The 16,240-nt window shown below is 39.0% G+C and carries 16 protein-coding genes; 15 read left to right on the forward strand and 1 reads right to left on the reverse strand.

Annotation, left to right across the window (positions count from 1 at the left end; translation table 11 throughout):
• The first annotated feature begins 2 nt into the window (after nucleotides 1-2).
• From LVD47_RS06670 to LVD47_RS06735, 14 genes are all read left to right on the forward strand, one after another.
• Nucleotides 3-1,079, forward strand: a complete 1,077-nt coding sequence (locus LVD47_RS06670) for a hypothetical protein (protein ID WP_236974785.1) — start codon at nucleotides 3-5, stop codon at nucleotides 1,077-1,079.
• 60 nt (nucleotides 1,080-1,139) lie between these two features.
• Nucleotides 1,140-1,814, forward strand: coding sequence for a phosphoadenylyl-sulfate reductase (locus tag LVD47_RS06675; protein WP_236974786.1), 675 nt, complete (start codon nucleotides 1,140-1,142; stop codon nucleotides 1,812-1,814).
• Between the two features lie 96 nt (nucleotides 1,815-1,910).
• On the forward strand, nucleotides 1,911-2,849 hold the full coding sequence (locus LVD47_RS06680) for an NAD-dependent epimerase/dehydratase family protein (RefSeq protein WP_236974787.1): 939 nt from the start codon (nucleotides 1,911-1,913) through the stop codon (nucleotides 2,847-2,849).
• A 16-nt stretch (nucleotides 2,850-2,865) separates the two neighbouring features.
• Entirely contained in the window at nucleotides 2,866-4,134 is a 1,269-nt protein-coding gene (locus LVD47_RS06685) for a nucleotide sugar dehydrogenase (protein ID WP_236974788.1), read from the forward strand.
• A 155-nt stretch (nucleotides 4,135-4,289) separates the two neighbouring features.
• Complete coding sequence (locus LVD47_RS06690; RefSeq protein WP_236974789.1) at nucleotides 4,290-5,237, forward strand: SDR family oxidoreductase; 948 nt, start codon at nucleotides 4,290-4,292, stop codon at nucleotides 5,235-5,237.
• 72 nt (nucleotides 5,238-5,309) lie between these two features.
• The gene (locus tag LVD47_RS06695) at nucleotides 5,310-5,777 is read left to right on the forward strand and encodes an Xre family toxin-antitoxin system antitoxin (protein ID WP_236974790.1); all 468 of its coding nucleotides are present in this window, start codon (nucleotides 5,310-5,312) and stop codon (nucleotides 5,775-5,777) included.
• An 8-nt stretch (nucleotides 5,778-5,785) separates the two neighbouring features.
• Complete coding sequence (locus LVD47_RS06700; protein ID WP_236974791.1) at nucleotides 5,786-6,241, forward strand: RES family NAD+ phosphorylase; 456 nt, start codon at nucleotides 5,786-5,788, stop codon at nucleotides 6,239-6,241.
• An 82-nt stretch (nucleotides 6,242-6,323) separates the two neighbouring features.
• The gene (locus LVD47_RS06705; RefSeq protein WP_236974792.1) at nucleotides 6,324-7,625 is read left to right on the forward strand and encodes a UDP-glucose dehydrogenase family protein; all 1,302 of its coding nucleotides are present in this window, start codon (nucleotides 6,324-6,326) and stop codon (nucleotides 7,623-7,625) included.
• A 59-nt stretch (nucleotides 7,626-7,684) separates the two neighbouring features.
• Nucleotides 7,685-8,641, forward strand: coding sequence for a UDP-glucuronic acid decarboxylase family protein (locus tag LVD47_RS06710; RefSeq protein WP_236974793.1), 957 nt, complete (start codon nucleotides 7,685-7,687; stop codon nucleotides 8,639-8,641).
• Between the two features lie 140 nt (nucleotides 8,642-8,781).
• Nucleotides 8,782-9,678: a glycosyltransferase gene (locus LVD47_RS06715; protein WP_236974794.1), complete on the forward strand. Its 897-nt coding sequence runs from the start codon at nucleotides 8,782-8,784 to the stop codon at nucleotides 9,676-9,678.
• Nucleotides 9,668-10,618 (forward strand): class I SAM-dependent methyltransferase, encoded by a 951-nt coding sequence (locus LVD47_RS06720; RefSeq protein WP_236974795.1) that lies wholly within the window; start codon nucleotides 9,668-9,670, stop codon nucleotides 10,616-10,618. Before LVD47_RS06715 ends, LVD47_RS06720 begins: the two co-directional genes overlap by 11 nt.
• A gap of 9 nt (nucleotides 10,619-10,627) precedes the next feature.
• On the forward strand, nucleotides 10,628-12,112 hold the full coding sequence (locus tag LVD47_RS06725) for an oligosaccharide flippase family protein (RefSeq protein WP_236974796.1): 1,485 nt from the start codon (nucleotides 10,628-10,630) through the stop codon (nucleotides 12,110-12,112).
• 24 nt (nucleotides 12,113-12,136) lie between these two features.
• Entirely contained in the window at nucleotides 12,137-12,733 is a 597-nt protein-coding gene (locus tag LVD47_RS06730; protein ID WP_236974797.1) for an acyltransferase, read from the forward strand.
• Between the two features lie 32 nt (nucleotides 12,734-12,765).
• A complete protein-coding gene (locus LVD47_RS06735; RefSeq protein WP_236974798.1) occupies nucleotides 12,766-13,737 on the forward strand; it encodes a Gfo/Idh/MocA family oxidoreductase in 972 nt (323 codons plus the stop codon).
• 136 nt (nucleotides 13,738-13,873) lie between these two features.
• On the opposite strand, the gene LVD47_RS06740 is transcribed toward LVD47_RS06735, so the two are convergent.
• Entirely contained in the window at nucleotides 13,874-14,047 is a 174-nt protein-coding gene (locus LVD47_RS06740) for a hypothetical protein (protein WP_236974799.1), read from the reverse strand.
• Between the two features lie 81 nt (nucleotides 14,048-14,128).
• Here LVD47_RS06740 and LVD47_RS06745 point away from each other — a divergent pair, with 81 nt between their 5' ends.
• A complete protein-coding gene (locus LVD47_RS06745) occupies nucleotides 14,129-16,237 on the forward strand; it encodes a hypothetical protein (RefSeq protein WP_236974800.1) in 2,109 nt (702 codons plus the stop codon).
• The last annotated feature ends 3 nt before the right edge of the window (nucleotides 16,238-16,240 follow it).

Below are 16,240 nucleotides of genomic sequence, written 5' to 3' on the forward strand. Positions count from 1 at the left end.
AGATGACTGAAAGAGGACCTTCAAACTATAACCAATTCCCCGAAAATGAGGTGACACTTCGCGATGTAATCCTCAAGACGAGAGACTACTTTCGGTATTTGGGCCGAAAGTGGATTTGGGTGGTTTTTGGTATTATTGTCGGTGGGATGATCGGAGGTATTGTTATTTTCAATCAAAAAATTAACTACATAGCAGATCTTACTTTTGTAGTTAATGAAGACCAGGGGAAAAGCGGAGGGGGCATTTCTTCAGCCCTTGCCAGCTTTGGGCTTTCTTCCGGTTCCGGAGGCGGTTTTAATTACCAGAAAATCATTCAGCTTAGTAAATCACAAAAGATACTATTTGATGTTCTTCTGGACTCCGTATCCTATAAAGACCAAAAAGACTTGCTCGCCCACCATATAATCAGAGCATTTAACCTGGAAGAGGAATGGAATGAAGGGGAATCCATACATTTTGATTCGAATATTGCCGCCAAACTACCCCTTCAGCAAAAAGCAATGCTCAAGAGGTTGTACGGGATGATTTCATCGGGATCCGACCCGGTATTTTCACTTACTTTTGATGAAACTTCCCAAATACTCTCCATGCAGACCACGACCCCGGAAAACGCACTTTCAATTCTATTAGCAGAAAAAATTTATGAAATACTCAGCAACTTTTACATTCTGCAATCTATATCCAAGTCGCAGGAGACGGTAGACCAATTAACAGCAAGAAGGGATAGCCTGGAAAGAATTCTAAAACGAAGGCAAATCAACCTTGCTGTCGAAAACGACCGGAGTCTCGGGACTATTTACCAAAAGGACAATGTAGAAAAAAGAGACCTCAGTATGGATGTTCAAATTATCCGTACAATGTATTTTGAAGTCGTAAAGAATTTGGAAACGGCGCGGTTTGGACTCGACAATATTCGTCCCGTTTTCACGATCATTGATACACCAATGTTGCCACTTAGAACAGATAGGAAAAGCCTTTTGATCAGTATAATATTAGGATCCGTAATAGGGGTCTTTTTAATTTCGATCATATTATTTTTGTCCAAAACTTACAATGACCTTATGTACGAAGATACATGATAAGGCCCGTGAACATTTTTGAGAGGATTTGATTACCTTGGTAATTGAAGGAAATACAGAATGAAAAAGAAACAGGAAGAATTCCGCGAACATATTGAATCCATTCACACGAAGTTAGCTTCATTTCAAGCTCACCATATGACAATGGTAAGCAGTTCTTCTTTTCAGACTCAGTCTGTACCATTATTGCATATACTTTCGGAATTTGATAAAAATATTGAGGTTGTCTTTTTAGATACGGGCTTTCTTTTTCCGGAGACTAAAGCATTTAGGGAAGAATTAGTTGAGACCCTGGGTATTAATGTACGGGTGGAACGGTCAGATATTCCACACTCGCAGCAAATGGACGAAAACGGTCTTTTTTACTATAATTCTAATACGGACTATTGTTGCCATCTCAATAAAGTCATTCCTATGGATCGAGTGCTTAAAGAATACGATGTATGGATCAATGGGGTACGGGCGGACCAATCGAAAGTTCGGGCTGGTTTCGAACCGGTAATGGAAACAAATAATGGAATTATCCGATATCACCCTATGCTATACTGGTCCAATAAAATGATTTACGATTATATTAATGCATTTGATTTACCTAAGCACCCACTACACGATGTCGGCTACAAATCCATAGGATGTGTACCCTGCACTGTTTCGTGGGTTGACGAGCTGGGAAGACAAGGAAGATGGCAAGGACAAACCAAAACAGAATGTGGGTTACATACCGACCTTTCCTGACATGTAAACAGCGGTTATATAATCATGCTTACTAATTGAATTGCTATTTTGTATTCATCTAATAATGTATATTCGTACAAATAATTTTCAACCACTATGAATATATTGGTAACAGGAGGGGCTGGATACCTGGGAACTTCGCTGGTAGACCAACTAAATCAACATCCCGATGTCGACAAAATTATCGTTTATGACAATCGTTCACACAATAATATCCGATTCTTTTTTAATGGTGTTAAATTAAATAAAGTACATTTTATTCAGGGAGATATTCTCAATCATATTGAATTGTCGAGAGTCCTGAAAGAAATTGATGTTGTGTACCATTTGGCCGGGGTCGTAAAATCACCATTTAGCCACGAAGACAGTCTAAAATACGAACAAATCAATTTATGGGGTACTGCCAACCTGGTTCAGTGCCTTGAAAACAATACCCGGGTTAAAAAATTTATTTTTCTCAGTACCGCTTCGGTATATGGTTTCAACAATATAGAAAATGAGTTAATGGAACCCAATCCTATGAATGCATACGGAAAGTCAAAAAGGGAAGCGGAAAAGTTTATACAACTGTTATCCGGCAAAATAAAAGTAGAAGTTTTCAGGGTTGGCAATATTTATGGGTACAATCGGACCGTCCGGTTAGACTCTGTCATCAATAGGTTTATTTTTGAAGCCCTTTGCTACGGAAAAATAAAAATATTTGGAGACGGCGAACAAAAAAGACCCTTCATGCGGCTTGAAGATCTGACCCGGGCACTCATTCAGTTTCTGCATACACATACCGGAAAAGGATTCAATATTCACAATATGGTCCAATTCAATATGAGTATAAATGATATAAGGAGTATCCTCCAGTCTATAATCCCTAGTCTTGAATATATATACGTTAACCAGGGGCAAAAAGTACCAAGTCTGGAAATACTGGACTCCAATCTCAAAAATGAAGATTGGATATACCAGTCACTTAAAGAAGAAGTCGAAATATTTGCTGATCATTTTGTGCTAGACAAATACACCCCTGTATCCCCCGCGTGATCAAAAATTAAAATTTATGACAAAAATCGGAGTTATTGGCCTCGGATACGTAGGCCTTCCCCTGGCTGTTGAATTTGCCAAAAAATATTCTGTCCTGGGATTTGATATTAACGGGAATAGAATAAAAGAATTACAAAGCGGCCATGATTCAACCCTGGAGGTAGAAGACACAGACTTACAATCCGTACAAAACCAGGGTGAAAAGGGACTCACCCTTACCCATGATGAAACCAACCTAAAAAAATGTAATTTTTTCATAATTACGGTTCCTACACCCGTAGACAAACACCATAAACCGGATTTTACTCCACTGGTATCTGCCTCCTCCATGCTTGCCAGACATCTCAAAAAAGAGGATATCGTAGTTTACGAATCAACAGTGTATCCGGGGGCAACTGAGGAGATATGCGTCCCAATACTGGAAAAAGAATCAGGCTTAATTTTTAATAAAGATTTTTATGTAGGATATAGCCCCGAAAGAATAAATCCGGGTGACAAAAACCATACATTAACGAAAATCGTAAAAGTTACTTCCGGTTCAACACCGGAAGCAGCAGAAAAAATTGATGCTCTTTATAAAACCATTATTACTGCAGGAACACATAAGGCAACCTGTATAAAGGTAGCAGAGGCTGCTAAAGTGATTGAAAATTGCCAACGCGATATCAATATTGCCTTTGTAAACGAACTGGCAAAAATATTCAATCGCATTCATATAGATACCCTTGAAGTACTTGAAGCAGCCGGAACCAAATGGAACTTTTTACCTTTCCGACCAGGTTTGGTTGGAGGGCATTGCATAGGGGTAGACCCTTATTATCTGGCGCAAAAAGCGCAGGAAGTCGGTTATCATCCGGAAATGATATTGGCCGGTAGACGGATAAATGACGGAATGGGCGGGTTTGTTGCGCAAGAAGTTATTAAGCTAATGATAAGTAGAGATTTTTCTCTAAAAAAAGCTAAAGTATTGATGCTGGGCATTACATTTAAAGAAAATTGCCCGGATATCAGGAATACACGCGCTATTGATATTTATCGCGAATTAGAGGACTATGAACTCGATATAGATATCTACGACCCCTGGGCTTCACCATCAGAAGTAAAAAATGTTCTTGGGGTAGAAATGCTCAATGCACAACCTGATCTCGGACATTATAAAGCCATAATATTGTGTGTAGCCCATAGGGAATTTGCCACTATTAATATCTCAAAAGCCAAAAAAGAAGCAGTGCTCTATGATGTGAAAGGTTTTTGGGACAAAGCCAATGTTCCGGCAAGATTGTAAAAGCAGAATCCTTCCCTTGAATAAAGAAATAAATCAATTAAAGGTAAAGGGGCACTTTAACTGATTAAACCAATTTCATTTAAAGCTCAGTCCCTTCACCCTATATAATTGGTGATAAAACTTCATCAAATTGAAAATATAACTTTATTACATCTATGAAACTACTTTTGACAGGCGGTTGCGGCTTTATTGGTTCAAATTTAACCCGTACCCTAATCGACAATAGTGATATTGACTCCATTATAATCCTGGACAATCTATCAACGGGCTATAAAAAAAATATTGAGGAATTCCGACATCACAAAAAAGTACACTTTGCCAATGGGGATATCCGGGACATCGATTTGTGCCAGGAATTGTGTAAAAAATCAGATGCTGTTTGTCACCAGGCGGCCTTAGGTTCTGTTCCCAGATCTGTAAAAGATCCTATATCCACCAATGACCACAATATTCAGGGAACCTTAAATATTTTTACCGCAGCCCGGGACCAGGGCATTAAAAGGGTTGTTTATGCCTCCAGTTCTTCGGTTTATGGGGATGAAGAAACAATGCCGAAAGTTGAACAACGTGTGGGACGCCCTCTGTCACCATACGCTGTGACTAAAAAAGCAGCAGAGTTATATGCCGATAATTTTGGATCCCTTTACGGAATGGAAATGATTGGATTGCGTTATTTCAATATTTTTGGACCGAATCAAAGTCCTGATGGACCGTATGCAGCCGTATTGCCTTTATTTATTCAGGCATTGTTGAATAATGAGCCTGCTACAATAAACGGCGATGGGTCTTTTAGCCGGGATTTTACCTATGTGGACAATGCTGTACAAGCCAATATCAAAGCACTCTTCACCACCCGTCCGGAATCCATTAACCAGGTATACAATATAGCTTGTGGTTATCGGACTACATTATCTGAAATTTGGAAATTACTAAATGAAATTACCGGAAAAAATATTTCCCCTATTCACGGCCCGGAGCGCCAGGGTGACATCCCGCACAGCTTGGCAGACATTTCCAAAGCAAAATCCCTATTGGACTATTCACCAAATATAAAAGTCCGGGAAGGATTGGAAAAAACGGTTGAGTACTTTAAAAAAAGTTGAGAATCGTGAACTAAAAAAGATAATAGGCAGTTATAAAACAAATGTCTTGTTTTTTTATACAAATGTCAAGCTATGAAAAATGTTGTTAAGGAGCCCCTGCTTACGTATCTCCGGTCCGGGAAATCATCTGCCATCAGACAGGAACCATTGGATGAAAATATTTTTAAAGACAAATTATTGATGAGATCTATTGTCAGGGAAGGTATTCCTTATAGCCTATTTGATCGAATTTGTTCGGCCAGTTCACTCAACACACAATTATGGGCAAAATTAATGGGAATTTCCCATAAAACGATCCAGCGATATGAACAGGACCAAAAGACCTTTAGACCATCTTATTCCGAAAAGATATTGCAACTGGCAGAAGTATTTGCGACAGGTCAGGATGTCTTTGAGAATAGAGAGAAGTTCCACCATTGGCTAGAGACTCCCTCTTTTGCGCTAGGGTCTCAGAAGCCCATGGATTTGCTCAAAGATTCCTTTGGAAGAGAATTGGTTATCAGAGAGCTAAACAACATAGAGTACGGAATTTTTGCATAAAACACCTTATGGAAGTTTTCCGCCTTAGTAAAACAAAGTATAAATCAACTTTATCGGGGAAAGGGGCCTCCAGGTATGGAGCAAGATGGAATAGCCAGGGAACAGAACTCATTTATACTGCTTCCAGCAGGGCATTGGCAATGGCAGAGGTAGTCGTTCATATTAGTGCTGAGACCTTAGCTAATGATTATTATATGCTTGTAATTTATGTTCCGGATACTACCCCCATTCGATCAGCTTCGCCTGAGGAATTACCAAATGGATGGAACCGTTTTCCCTACACCCCGGGAACCCAGTTTTTCGGAGACCGCTTAATTTCGGAAAATCGGTATGGAATTTTGAAAGTCCCTTCGGCCGTGGTAAAAGGTGATTTTAATTTTTTGATCAATCCATTTCACCATTCTTTTAAATACATTAAGATTATTGATGAAGAGCCGTTTTTATTTGACCAAAGGGTTTTTTAACCAAAATTTGGGTTTTGAATACAAACGATGCCAACGTCACTTTTAATTAAAAATAAACAGATAACGATAATAATTTGACAATATGAATATAACGGTTATAGGTACAGGATATGTAGGCTTGGTAACGGGAACTTGTTTTGCGGAAACAGGTAATCAAGTGGTATGTGTGGACATTGATGAAGATAAAGTAGAAAGGATGAAACAGGGAGAAGTCCCTATTTATGAACCGGGGCTGGAAGCTTTGTTCGAACGAAATACCCGGCAAAAAAGACTGAGTTTCACTACTGACCTCAAAGCAGGAATACAGAAGGCTGAGGCCATATTCCTCGCCTTACCCACTCCACCGGGTGAAGATGGATCAGCAGACCTAACATATATATTGGGCGTAGCTGAACAGTTATCAAAAATTATTACTCGATATACGGTGATAGTTGATAAGAGTACAGTGCCGGTAGGTACTGCGGACAAAGTACATAACACCCTTGCAAAACACCTCGACGAAAGCTTGTTCGATGTAGTATCCAACCCGGAATTCCTCAGGGAAGGCGTAGCTGTTGATGACTTCCTCAAACCAGAACGAGTCGTGATAGGAACACAATCGGACAAAGCAAAAAGTCTGATGGAAAGGTTGTACAAGCCTTTTGTCCGGCAAGGGAATCCTATATATTTTATGGATGAGAAATCAGCAGAAATGACCAAGTATGCAGCCAATAGTTTTCTGGCGACTAAAATTTCATTTATGAATGAAATTGCCAACCTGTGCGAAATCGTAGGAGCCAATGTAGACCATGTTCGCATCGGCGTCGGGTCGGATTCGCGAATTGGAAAAAGATTCCTGTTCCCGGGAGTAGGCTATGGGGGGTCCTGCTTTCCCAAGGATGTACAGGCTCTGGCCAGAACGGCCAACCAAAACAACTATGATTTCCAAATCCTGAATGCAGTAATGGATGTCAATGACCGGCAACGCAAAGTAATTGTTCAAAAAATATTGAGATATTTCGACAACGATATAGCCGGGAAAACTTTTGGAATCTGGGGGTTATCTTTCAAACCTAATACTGACGACATAAGAGAGGCTCCAGCCGTATATATCATTCAGGAGCTTCTGGAACATGGGGCTCGAATAAAAGCATATGACCCGGAAGCAATGGAGAATATCAATAGATTATTCGGAGAAAAAGTACAATTGTGCGATGACCAATACGAAGCTTTAATTGATGTCGATGCACTGGCAATAATTACAGAATGGAGTGTATTCCGGACACCAAGTTTTTCCGTAATGAAAGAATTGATGAAAGCTCCTGTAATTTTTGACGGAAGAAACTTATACGAGATGGACTTTATGAAAGATCAGGATTTCTATTACGAGAGCATAGGGCGATAAACATAAATTAATCTGAAAGACATGAAGATGATACATGTAATATCTATCATTCCCAAGGGATGAACAACCGAAAAAAAAGAATATTAATTACTGGAGCCGCAGGTTTTATCGGATCCCATTTGTGCGACCGTTTTATCCAAGATAATTACCATGTCGTAGGGATGGATAACTTAATCACCGGCGATTTACAAAATATAGAACACCTATTTCCACTAGGAACTTTCGAATTTTACAAACATGATGTATCGAAGTTTGTACATGTTTCAGGAAAACTGGATTATATTTTACACTTCGCCTCTCCGGCAAGCCCTGTAGATTATTTGGAAATGCCTATCCAAACGTTGAAGGTCGGGTCCCTGGGCACACATAATTTGCTAGGACTGGCAAAAGCGAAAAAAGCCGTTTTCATGATCGCTTCCACATCGGAAGTTTATGGTGATCCCCTTGTCCATCCCCAACCCGAGGAATATTGGGGAAATGTAAACCCTATTGGCCCCAGAGGGGTATATGATGAGGCCAAAAGATTTCAGGAGTCAATGACTATGGCCTATCACCAGGTTCATGGAATTGATACACGAATCGCAAGAATATTCAATACATATGGACCCCGGATGCGTACAAAAGATGGAAGGGCATTACCCACATTTTTCACGCAAGCCGTTCAGGGCCGTACCCTCACCGTATATGGGGACGGTAGCCAAACAAGATCATTTTGCTTTATTGATGACCTGGTTGAAGGAATAGTCAGACTATTAAAACATACATATTCAGCACCCGTTAACCTGGGGAATCCGGAAGAAATCACCATTTTGCAACTGGCGAATAAAATAATTCAAACGGTAGGGAATTCCAATGTAAAAATAAGCTTTCACCCCCTTCCCGAAGACGACCCCAAACGAAGAAAACCAGATATATCTAAAGCCAGAAAATTATTAAACTGGCAACCCAACAATTCTTTAAATGAGGGATTGTCATTAACATCGAAATATTTTAAGAAAAAAGTAACTACATATTAAAATTTTTTATAATTTAACACTTGCATTTGCCAGGCTTTGGACCGGGTCACCAATGAATATTTAGGAAATTTACATTCATTGTAAGAAAAAAGACAACCCGTTTACCAACGTTGATTCTTTGTAACCCCAAATTATAACTGATGAAATTTGCATTTGTCATCTTACATTACCAAACATACAGCGATACATTAGATTGTGTAAATAGCTTGTCAATCGTCGATTATCCAAATGTGGAAATTGTTATTATTGACAATGGCTCTCCCAATAGAAGTGGAGATCTACTCAAACACAAATTTTCAAATAATCCCAGGGTACACTTTCTTCCCAGCCAGACTAATGTAGGATTTGCCAGGGGAAACAATATTGGTTTTTATTATGCTAAACATACATTACATTCGGATTTTATAGCTCTTATAAATAATGATACATTTATTGACGATGCCCTTTTTGTGACCAAAATTATCAATAAATACAAACACTCTCCTTTTCATATTTTAGGCCCCAGGGTGATTTCATCCATTGATGGATCTGACCAAAGCCCCAGAACAAATAAAGATTGGAATAGGCAAAAATCATTAGCTGAAAACGTAAAAATACTTCAGGCCAGAATTGACCACTACAAAAAAATGAAAGCACTCGCAAGCATCAACCTTGATACCACTTTCATAAAAATAAAGAAAAAAATATTTAGGAATTCATGGCTACCTTCCTCCGGGGAGGTTGCATATCATCCCTCACAAGAAATAGAAGATGTAAAAATTAATGGTTGTGCCATAATATTTTCGCCTCTATATCTTGAAAAATATGAAGGTTTATACGATCGTACTTTTATGTATGGAGAAGAGTCCATACTCCACTATATTTCAAATAGAGACCAATTAAAAACTATTTATTTCCCAGATGTCATTTTGTACCACAAAGAATCTTCAAGCACCAAAACAGTTCTGAGGAACAAAGCAAAACGAAGAATCTTTTATTATAAAAACTTTATACAGTCCAGGAGCGAGTTACTAAATTTGATGAAAGATGAATTGTAGGATTTGTTCTGCCAGCGATCTCCTGGAAATTGAGACTAAAGAGATGATGTTTGGGACCAGAGAAGTCTTTATGTATGAAAAGTGCCAACACTGCGGTTCTTTACAAATTCAAAAGATTCCGGAAAACCTGGGGAAGTATTATCCTGCTCATTACTATTCCTATAACGATAATGCGAAAGTGCAGGCATCGAAGTTCATCAATTCTTTGAAAGGTACATATGCTCATCTATACCTGGGGACGAAAAAGGGCAGCCTGTTCCACGGATTATTAGAACAGGTTTATAAAGCAAACTTTTTAAGGCAATTTCAATTTCCGGGCATCACATTTGACTCCAAAATTCTGGATGTAGGTTGTGGAAATGGTGCGAAATTGCAATATTTACACAGACATGGCTTTAAAAATCTCGAAGGTATTGAACCCTTTATTGACAAAGACCTATTCTTTGAAAATGGGATAAGAGTATACAAAAGATCTGTTGAAGAACACGATGGAACGTATGATGTAATTATCCTTAATCATGTTTTTGAACACGTAGAAAACCCCGGTGAAACACTTATTGGGTTATCTAGGTTATTGAATGAACAGGGTACCCTTATTATTGCCATGCCCGTAGCAGATTCCTATGCTGAAAAAGAATACGGAGCTAATTGGATAGCAATGGACCCGCCTCGCCATCTACATATTTTTTCCGAAAAAGGAATGGTCGATTTTGTAGAAAAATTCGGATATACAATCAAATCTGTTTTATACAATAGCACCGAAAAGCAATTTATCGGAAGTGAACTTTTCAAGCAAGGGATACCACTCATTTCCGAAAAAAATAATTCGGGAAGCATATTCACAAAGTCACAAGTTAAAGAATTTCGAAAACGGGCGAAAAAACTGAATAATCGGAGAGAAGGAGATGCCGCTGCCTATTACCTGAAAAAATTGAATTGAAAGATCTTCATGAACTCCATCAAGAGACAAAGTCTTAAAACATTCATAGTAGAAGGGCTGGGGATATTTATCGGATTTTTCAGTTTATTATTTATTTATCCATTAGGTGATGAGATTTTCGGTTATATGCAATTTCTATACAGTTCCGGGAATCTTCTCATCCCCATACTCGGCATGGGAATCCCTGTTGCTCTGTTAAAGTTTATACCCTATGAGGTTCAGGAAGATAAAAATAGATTCCTGATCAAAATGGTTATATACTCTTTTATCACGACCTTGATTTTTGTCCTTCTATTTTTATCCTTCAAAAAATATATTTACCACAACCTTGACAAATTGGATTTCGACATTGCATTGTTACAATCCAATGAAAAAATTATTTTTTTTACTGGCTTTGTTATGGTCCAGTCTGGAATATTAATCTCGTTTTTAAGCCATTTTAATCGCATTGCCACCCCTTCACTTATTCGTGACCTGGGATACAAGTTAGTTCTCCCCGTCACCGTACTACTATTTTACTTTGGATGGGTTCCCCTGGAATTTGGAGCAAAGGCGTTGTTGTTTTTTACCATTGGGGTATTCATCACACTCCTAGCGTATTCTATTCATCAAAAATTCATTACATTTTCCCTTCCCCAAAAGAGTCTTAAAATTGATTTTTCCCGGGAAATTCTTGCTTTTATGCTTTTTTCCAGTTTAGGCAGCATAAGCTCCATTATAGCATTCAGGATTGATGTAATTATGGTTGGAACGTTAATAAGCCTGACAGGAACGGCGTTATATTCAAAGATCTTAATTCTTTCAAATGTTATTGAAATTCCCGGTAGAGTATTAAACAAGACCCTATCACCTGCTATTTCAAATGCGTGGTCCCAAAACAATACCGAACTCATTAAAAAATTTTATCAAAACGCATCTGTAAATATGTTGGCAGGCGGAATCTACCTGTTCCTTGTATTATGGTTTATATACGACGACTTAATCAGTATATCCTCCAACCCGCAATCTTTTGAAGGTGGAAAAATCCTGTTTTTGGTTCTTGGATTAGGGAAATTAATTGATTTGGCAACCGGAATAAATAACGCTATCCTGGGCTATTCTCCCTCTTACAAAGTTAATTTTATATTTATACTATTATTGGGTTCAACGAATATCGTATTAAATTACTTTTTGATTCAGCGTTTTGACATATTGGGTGCTGCCTATTCCACATTTATAGCGTATCTCTTATTCAATACTTTGAAATTCATATACCTGTTGGTGAAATACAAGTTAAGCCCATTTTCACTTCCATTAATGCACTTGATATTGTTAGGGGCAGTAACATTCCTCACCCTCTATTTTATTGATTTTGGACAGGTCTACATAAATATTATAGGTAAGCCAGTAATTATTTCCGTTTTGGTCTTCACCGGTCTATTTTATTTTAAAATATCACCGGAGTTTATTGAAATATGCAAGACATATTATGCTAAAATAGGACTCCGTAATTAAGCTAAAAAATGATTATCATTAATAATGAAAAAAAATAGTAAAAGCTACTTTGCACATGACACAGCGGTGATAGATCCGGGTAGCACAATTGGTAAGGACACAAAAATTTGGCATTTTTCTCACATAATGCCAGAATCCCATATCGGGGAGAAGTGCAATATTGGTCAAAATGTAGTTGTTTCGCCCAATGTAACCCTGGGCAACAATGTAAAAGTTCAAAACAATGTTTCTATATATTCCGGTGTTATTTGTGAAGATGATGTATTCCTGGGACCGTCAATGGTATTTACTAATATCGTAAATCCGAGAAGCCATGTTGTACGGCGTGACAAATATGCATCTACTGTAGTGAAAAAAGGTGCCAGCATTGGGGCTAATGCAACTATTGTATGTGGTGTCGAGATTGGGGAGTTCGCTTTTATTGGAGCCGGTGCCGTCATTACCAAAAACATTAAGCCTTATGAATTATGGGTAGGGAACCCTGCCAAACATATTGGTTGGATGTCTAAATTTGGTCATCGAATGAAATTTAACAATGATAACCGATTTCAATGCCCGGAAGGCAAAGACTGGTATATTTTAACCAATAATGAAGTACGACCGGTTAATTCCGATATGTAATCTCATTTTTCAAAAAACCAATTGGATCCAGCATGAAAAATTACGCTTTACTCGGAGCTGCCGGATATATTGCCCCTCGACATATGAAGGCTATCAAAGAATCAGGTGGCAACCTCGTCGCGGCACTGGACCCCTGTGATTCCGTAGGTGTCATAGACTCCTTCTTTCCTGAAGCAGATTTTTTCACAGAATTTGAAAGATTTGATAGGCATTTGGATAAATTAATCCGTAATGATATCTCTATCGATTATTTAGTCATATGTTCGCCTAATTATTTACACGACGCTCATATACGGTTTGGCTTGCGGATCGGTGCGAATGTGATTTGTGAAAAACCATTGGTTCTCAACCCCTGGAATGTAGATGCTCTGGAACATGTAGAAAATGAAACGGGGCAAAGAATATTCAACATACTTCAATTGCGACTTCATCCCGAAGTAATCAAATTAAAAGATACCGTAGACCATTCACCCGAAAGCAAGGTTTTTGATATCGACCTTACCTATCTCACTTCACGGGGTAAATGGTATTATGCAAGCTGGAAGGGTGACTCTTCAAAATCGGGAGGAATCGCTACCAATATTGGCATTCATTTTTTTGATATGTTACTATGGATATTTGGGCCCCCGGTTGAAATTGAAGTTCATATAAATTCTCACGACCGGGCAGCTGGATACCTCCGTCTTCAAAAGGCAAGAGTAAGATGGTTTTTAAGCATCAATTATAATCTCATTCCAGAAAACATAAAGCGAACCGGAGCACGGACCTATCGTTCCCTTACCCTCAATGACAGGGAGTTTGAATTCAGCGGGGGATTCACTGACCTTCATGACAAGAGCTATGAAACCATTTTACAGGGGAAAGGCTTTGGGATTAATGAAGTTCGACCGGCTATAGAACTGGCACATACCATTCGTAATAATGCAGTATCTCCCCTTTCCGGGAATCACCATCCACTATCGGAAGAACCTCTGAGCAGGCATCCTTTTGAGAGAGGGGATTAAATACAGATCTGAAATCATTAATTTTAGGACTCGGCATCCATTCCAAAATTACGGATCAGTGAGCCTGAGAGAGCATTGTGAAAAGCGGATTTCTGAGCCAAAACTATTTTAATCAGGCTCGGCAATCTTCTCAAGCTTATGCCATAGGCATCCCGTTGGGGCCGATCCTTCGAAAATATTTAAATTTATGAATCGGGGAGCCTGAATAAACATCTTGAAGAGCGGATCCCGGCGCCGTATCTTCCAAGTTCGGAAGACTTACGGATATCTCTTCAGGCAGAGGTGCTTCAGAGCCAATACTTACGTTCAATAAACAAAAGTTTTTAACTTTGTGTTTTTTGGAAGAATGGGAAGCTAAAAAAGGCAAAAATTGCCAGTAATCACATAAGAAATGGAACAAGACCGAACCACATCTGATCAACTATTTGGGCAAAGTCCTCCTATGGAGCAAATTTTGCTAAATAACTCTGCAGAAAGTGTTCGAGAAAGGATACAGCTAATAAGAATTCTAAGTCGTTCCAGTACATTACCTAAAATAAGTAATATACATATTCGATCTGTTCACTCCAGGCCAGACATATTCTTTATCAATCCCGGGCAATCCATCAACATTGGGGTCAACCTTCTCTCTAGCCCCATAGCTACGCTCTTTTGTCTGAGATATGGGATAGAATGGCAAATTTGGTATAAAAGACTACCAAAAGACAAAATGGATGTCCGGATCTGTGACCTGGCAGCATGTAGGGTTGCAGCAAAATTTTACGAATTAACGCCCAAGGAAGACAAAAAGGTAATTGACCAATTACCTCCAGATATTGTGAATATCATTTTAAAATTCAACGATCATTTTATTCCTTCCCTTGAGAAAAGTGACTTTGAGATTTTAGGTCAATTACACAATCGGCCCTATCCAGAATACGATTTGGATCCGGACCTGGTCGATGTATTATTTTATCTGGCCAAGCCTTCAGAGTCACTGTTAATGTCTGGTGGCGACCTAAGAATGAATGTAGACCCGGAAGCCCTGTTAAACGTCTACGGATGCAGGCCATTCCCCCGGCCGGAAGCATACACTTTTGCCTCTTCTACTGCTACGTCTGTATCAAATGTTGCTTTCAACCATACTGAAATAAAAAGGGAAGTACTTATTAGAAACAGCCTGAAAAAAGATATTCAAAACACCATTGTTTCATTCCCTGCCGAAGTCAAAAGCAAATTAAAAAAAGTACTATCAATACCATCATCCTCCGGGCTAATCATGGCACCATCCGGCACAGATATTTCATTGCGTATCGCCGGTATGTGTCAATCCGTTTTCGCTAATGAAGTCGTACATATCCTTGTAGCTTCAGATGAAACGGGAAGCGGTGTGCCACTTGCTCTCGCCGGTCAACATTTCTCAGATACAACTGCTTGTGGTTATGATGTAAAAAGAGGGGAATGGGTAGATGGCTTTAGAAAAACAGATGTCCATACAATAACTCTACGAGATGAAGCGGGTAGTCTCAAAGATCCCGAGGTAATCGACATAGAAATAAGCCATACCATTAAAGAAGTTTTGGAAGGTGGCCGGCAACCGGTCCTGCATATAATGGACCAATCCAAATTAGGTTTTTCTGCCCCCGGAAAAAAAAGCATTCAAAATATCCAGAAGGAATTTGGAAACAACGTATTGATGGTTGTTGACAATTCCCAATTACGAATGGACCATGAAGAATTAAAGTGGTACCTTGAAAGGGAAATACTTATGACGATTACGGGATCAAAGTTTTTTACCGGTCCCCCCTTTAGCGGAGCACTTATCATACCCAAAAAATTAAATGAAAAATGGGGAAAACAGCAAATCAATCTTCCCGAAGGACTTTTTGAATACGCCCATGTAAATGAATGGCCAGAAACCTGGAAGATTAATTCGGAATTCCCCCGGGGAATCAATTTTGGAATGTACCTGAGGTGGTATGCCTCTATTGTGGAAATGGAACGGTATTTCCAAACTCCTGTAACGCTGAGGCACCTCGGTATTGAAATGTTTTGCGAACACGTAAAAGAAAGCATTTCGCAAGCCGGTTTTCTGGAACTAATAAACGAGTACAATACAAACCAGGACGAAAAGAACACAGTCGAAAATACTGGCAGCAGAAGGACTATATTTCCATTTTTTGTAAAAACAGGTAATCGTATTCTTTCACTGGACGAAGTGAAGAAGGTATATCAATTGCTAAATAAAAATCTCACTCCGTTATTGACCAATCAATCCGATGACAGTAAACGTCTTTCCGCCCAGGTATGCCACATAGGTCAACCGGTAAAATCCACTCATTCCAATGGCACCATTAGTGGGTATATACGTATAAGCCTTGGTTCCCGTGTTATATCCGAAAGTTGGAAAGATCGGGATGTAAGTATCTTTTTCCAAAAGATCGAAGACCAGATGAACCAGGTGGATATTATCATTCGCAAATTGGAAATGATACTGAACCATCCGGAGTGGTTTGAGTGAATT

The sequence above is a fragment of the Membranihabitans maritimus genome, assembly GCF_021729145.1.
Lineage (GTDB): Bacteria > Bacteroidota > Bacteroidia > Chitinophagales > Saprospiraceae > Membranihabitans > Membranihabitans maritimus.

What these genes read in the sequence shown, in the direction of transcription:
- LVD47_RS06670 (WP_236974785.1), top strand. Translation starts at nt 3, where the DNA reads ATGACTGAAAGAGGACCTTCAAACTATAACCAATTCCCCGAAAATGAG.
- LVD47_RS06675 (WP_236974786.1), top strand. Translation starts at nt 1,140, where the DNA reads ATGAAAAAGAAACAGGAAGAATTCCGCGAACATATTGAATCCATTCAC.
- LVD47_RS06680 (WP_236974787.1), top strand. Translation starts at nt 1,911, where the DNA reads ATGAATATATTGGTAACAGGAGGGGCTGGATACCTGGGAACTTCGCTG.
- LVD47_RS06685 (WP_236974788.1), top strand. Translation starts at nt 2,866, where the DNA reads ATGACAAAAATCGGAGTTATTGGCCTCGGATACGTAGGCCTTCCCCTG.
- LVD47_RS06690 (WP_236974789.1), top strand. Translation starts at nt 4,290, where the DNA reads ATGAAACTACTTTTGACAGGCGGTTGCGGCTTTATTGGTTCAAATTTA.
- LVD47_RS06695 (WP_236974790.1), top strand. Translation starts at nt 5,310, where the DNA reads ATGAAAAATGTTGTTAAGGAGCCCCTGCTTACGTATCTCCGGTCCGGG.
- LVD47_RS06700 (WP_236974791.1), top strand. Translation starts at nt 5,786, where the DNA reads ATGGAAGTTTTCCGCCTTAGTAAAACAAAGTATAAATCAACTTTATCG.
- LVD47_RS06705 (WP_236974792.1), top strand. Translation starts at nt 6,324, where the DNA reads ATGAATATAACGGTTATAGGTACAGGATATGTAGGCTTGGTAACGGGA.
- LVD47_RS06710 (WP_236974793.1), top strand. Translation starts at nt 7,685, where the DNA reads ATGAACAACCGAAAAAAAAGAATATTAATTACTGGAGCCGCAGGTTTT.
- LVD47_RS06715 (WP_236974794.1), top strand. Translation starts at nt 8,782, where the DNA reads ATGAAATTTGCATTTGTCATCTTACATTACCAAACATACAGCGATACA.
- LVD47_RS06720 (WP_236974795.1), top strand. Translation starts at nt 9,668, where the DNA reads ATGAATTGTAGGATTTGTTCTGCCAGCGATCTCCTGGAAATTGAGACT.
- LVD47_RS06725 (WP_236974796.1), top strand. Translation starts at nt 10,628, where the DNA reads ATGAACTCCATCAAGAGACAAAGTCTTAAAACATTCATAGTAGAAGGG.
- LVD47_RS06730 (WP_236974797.1), top strand. Translation starts at nt 12,137, where the DNA reads ATGAAAAAAAATAGTAAAAGCTACTTTGCACATGACACAGCGGTGATA.
- LVD47_RS06735 (WP_236974798.1), top strand. Translation starts at nt 12,766, where the DNA reads ATGAAAAATTACGCTTTACTCGGAGCTGCCGGATATATTGCCCCTCGA.
- LVD47_RS06745 (WP_236974800.1), top strand. Translation starts at nt 14,129, where the DNA reads ATGGAACAAGACCGAACCACATCTGATCAACTATTTGGGCAAAGTCCT.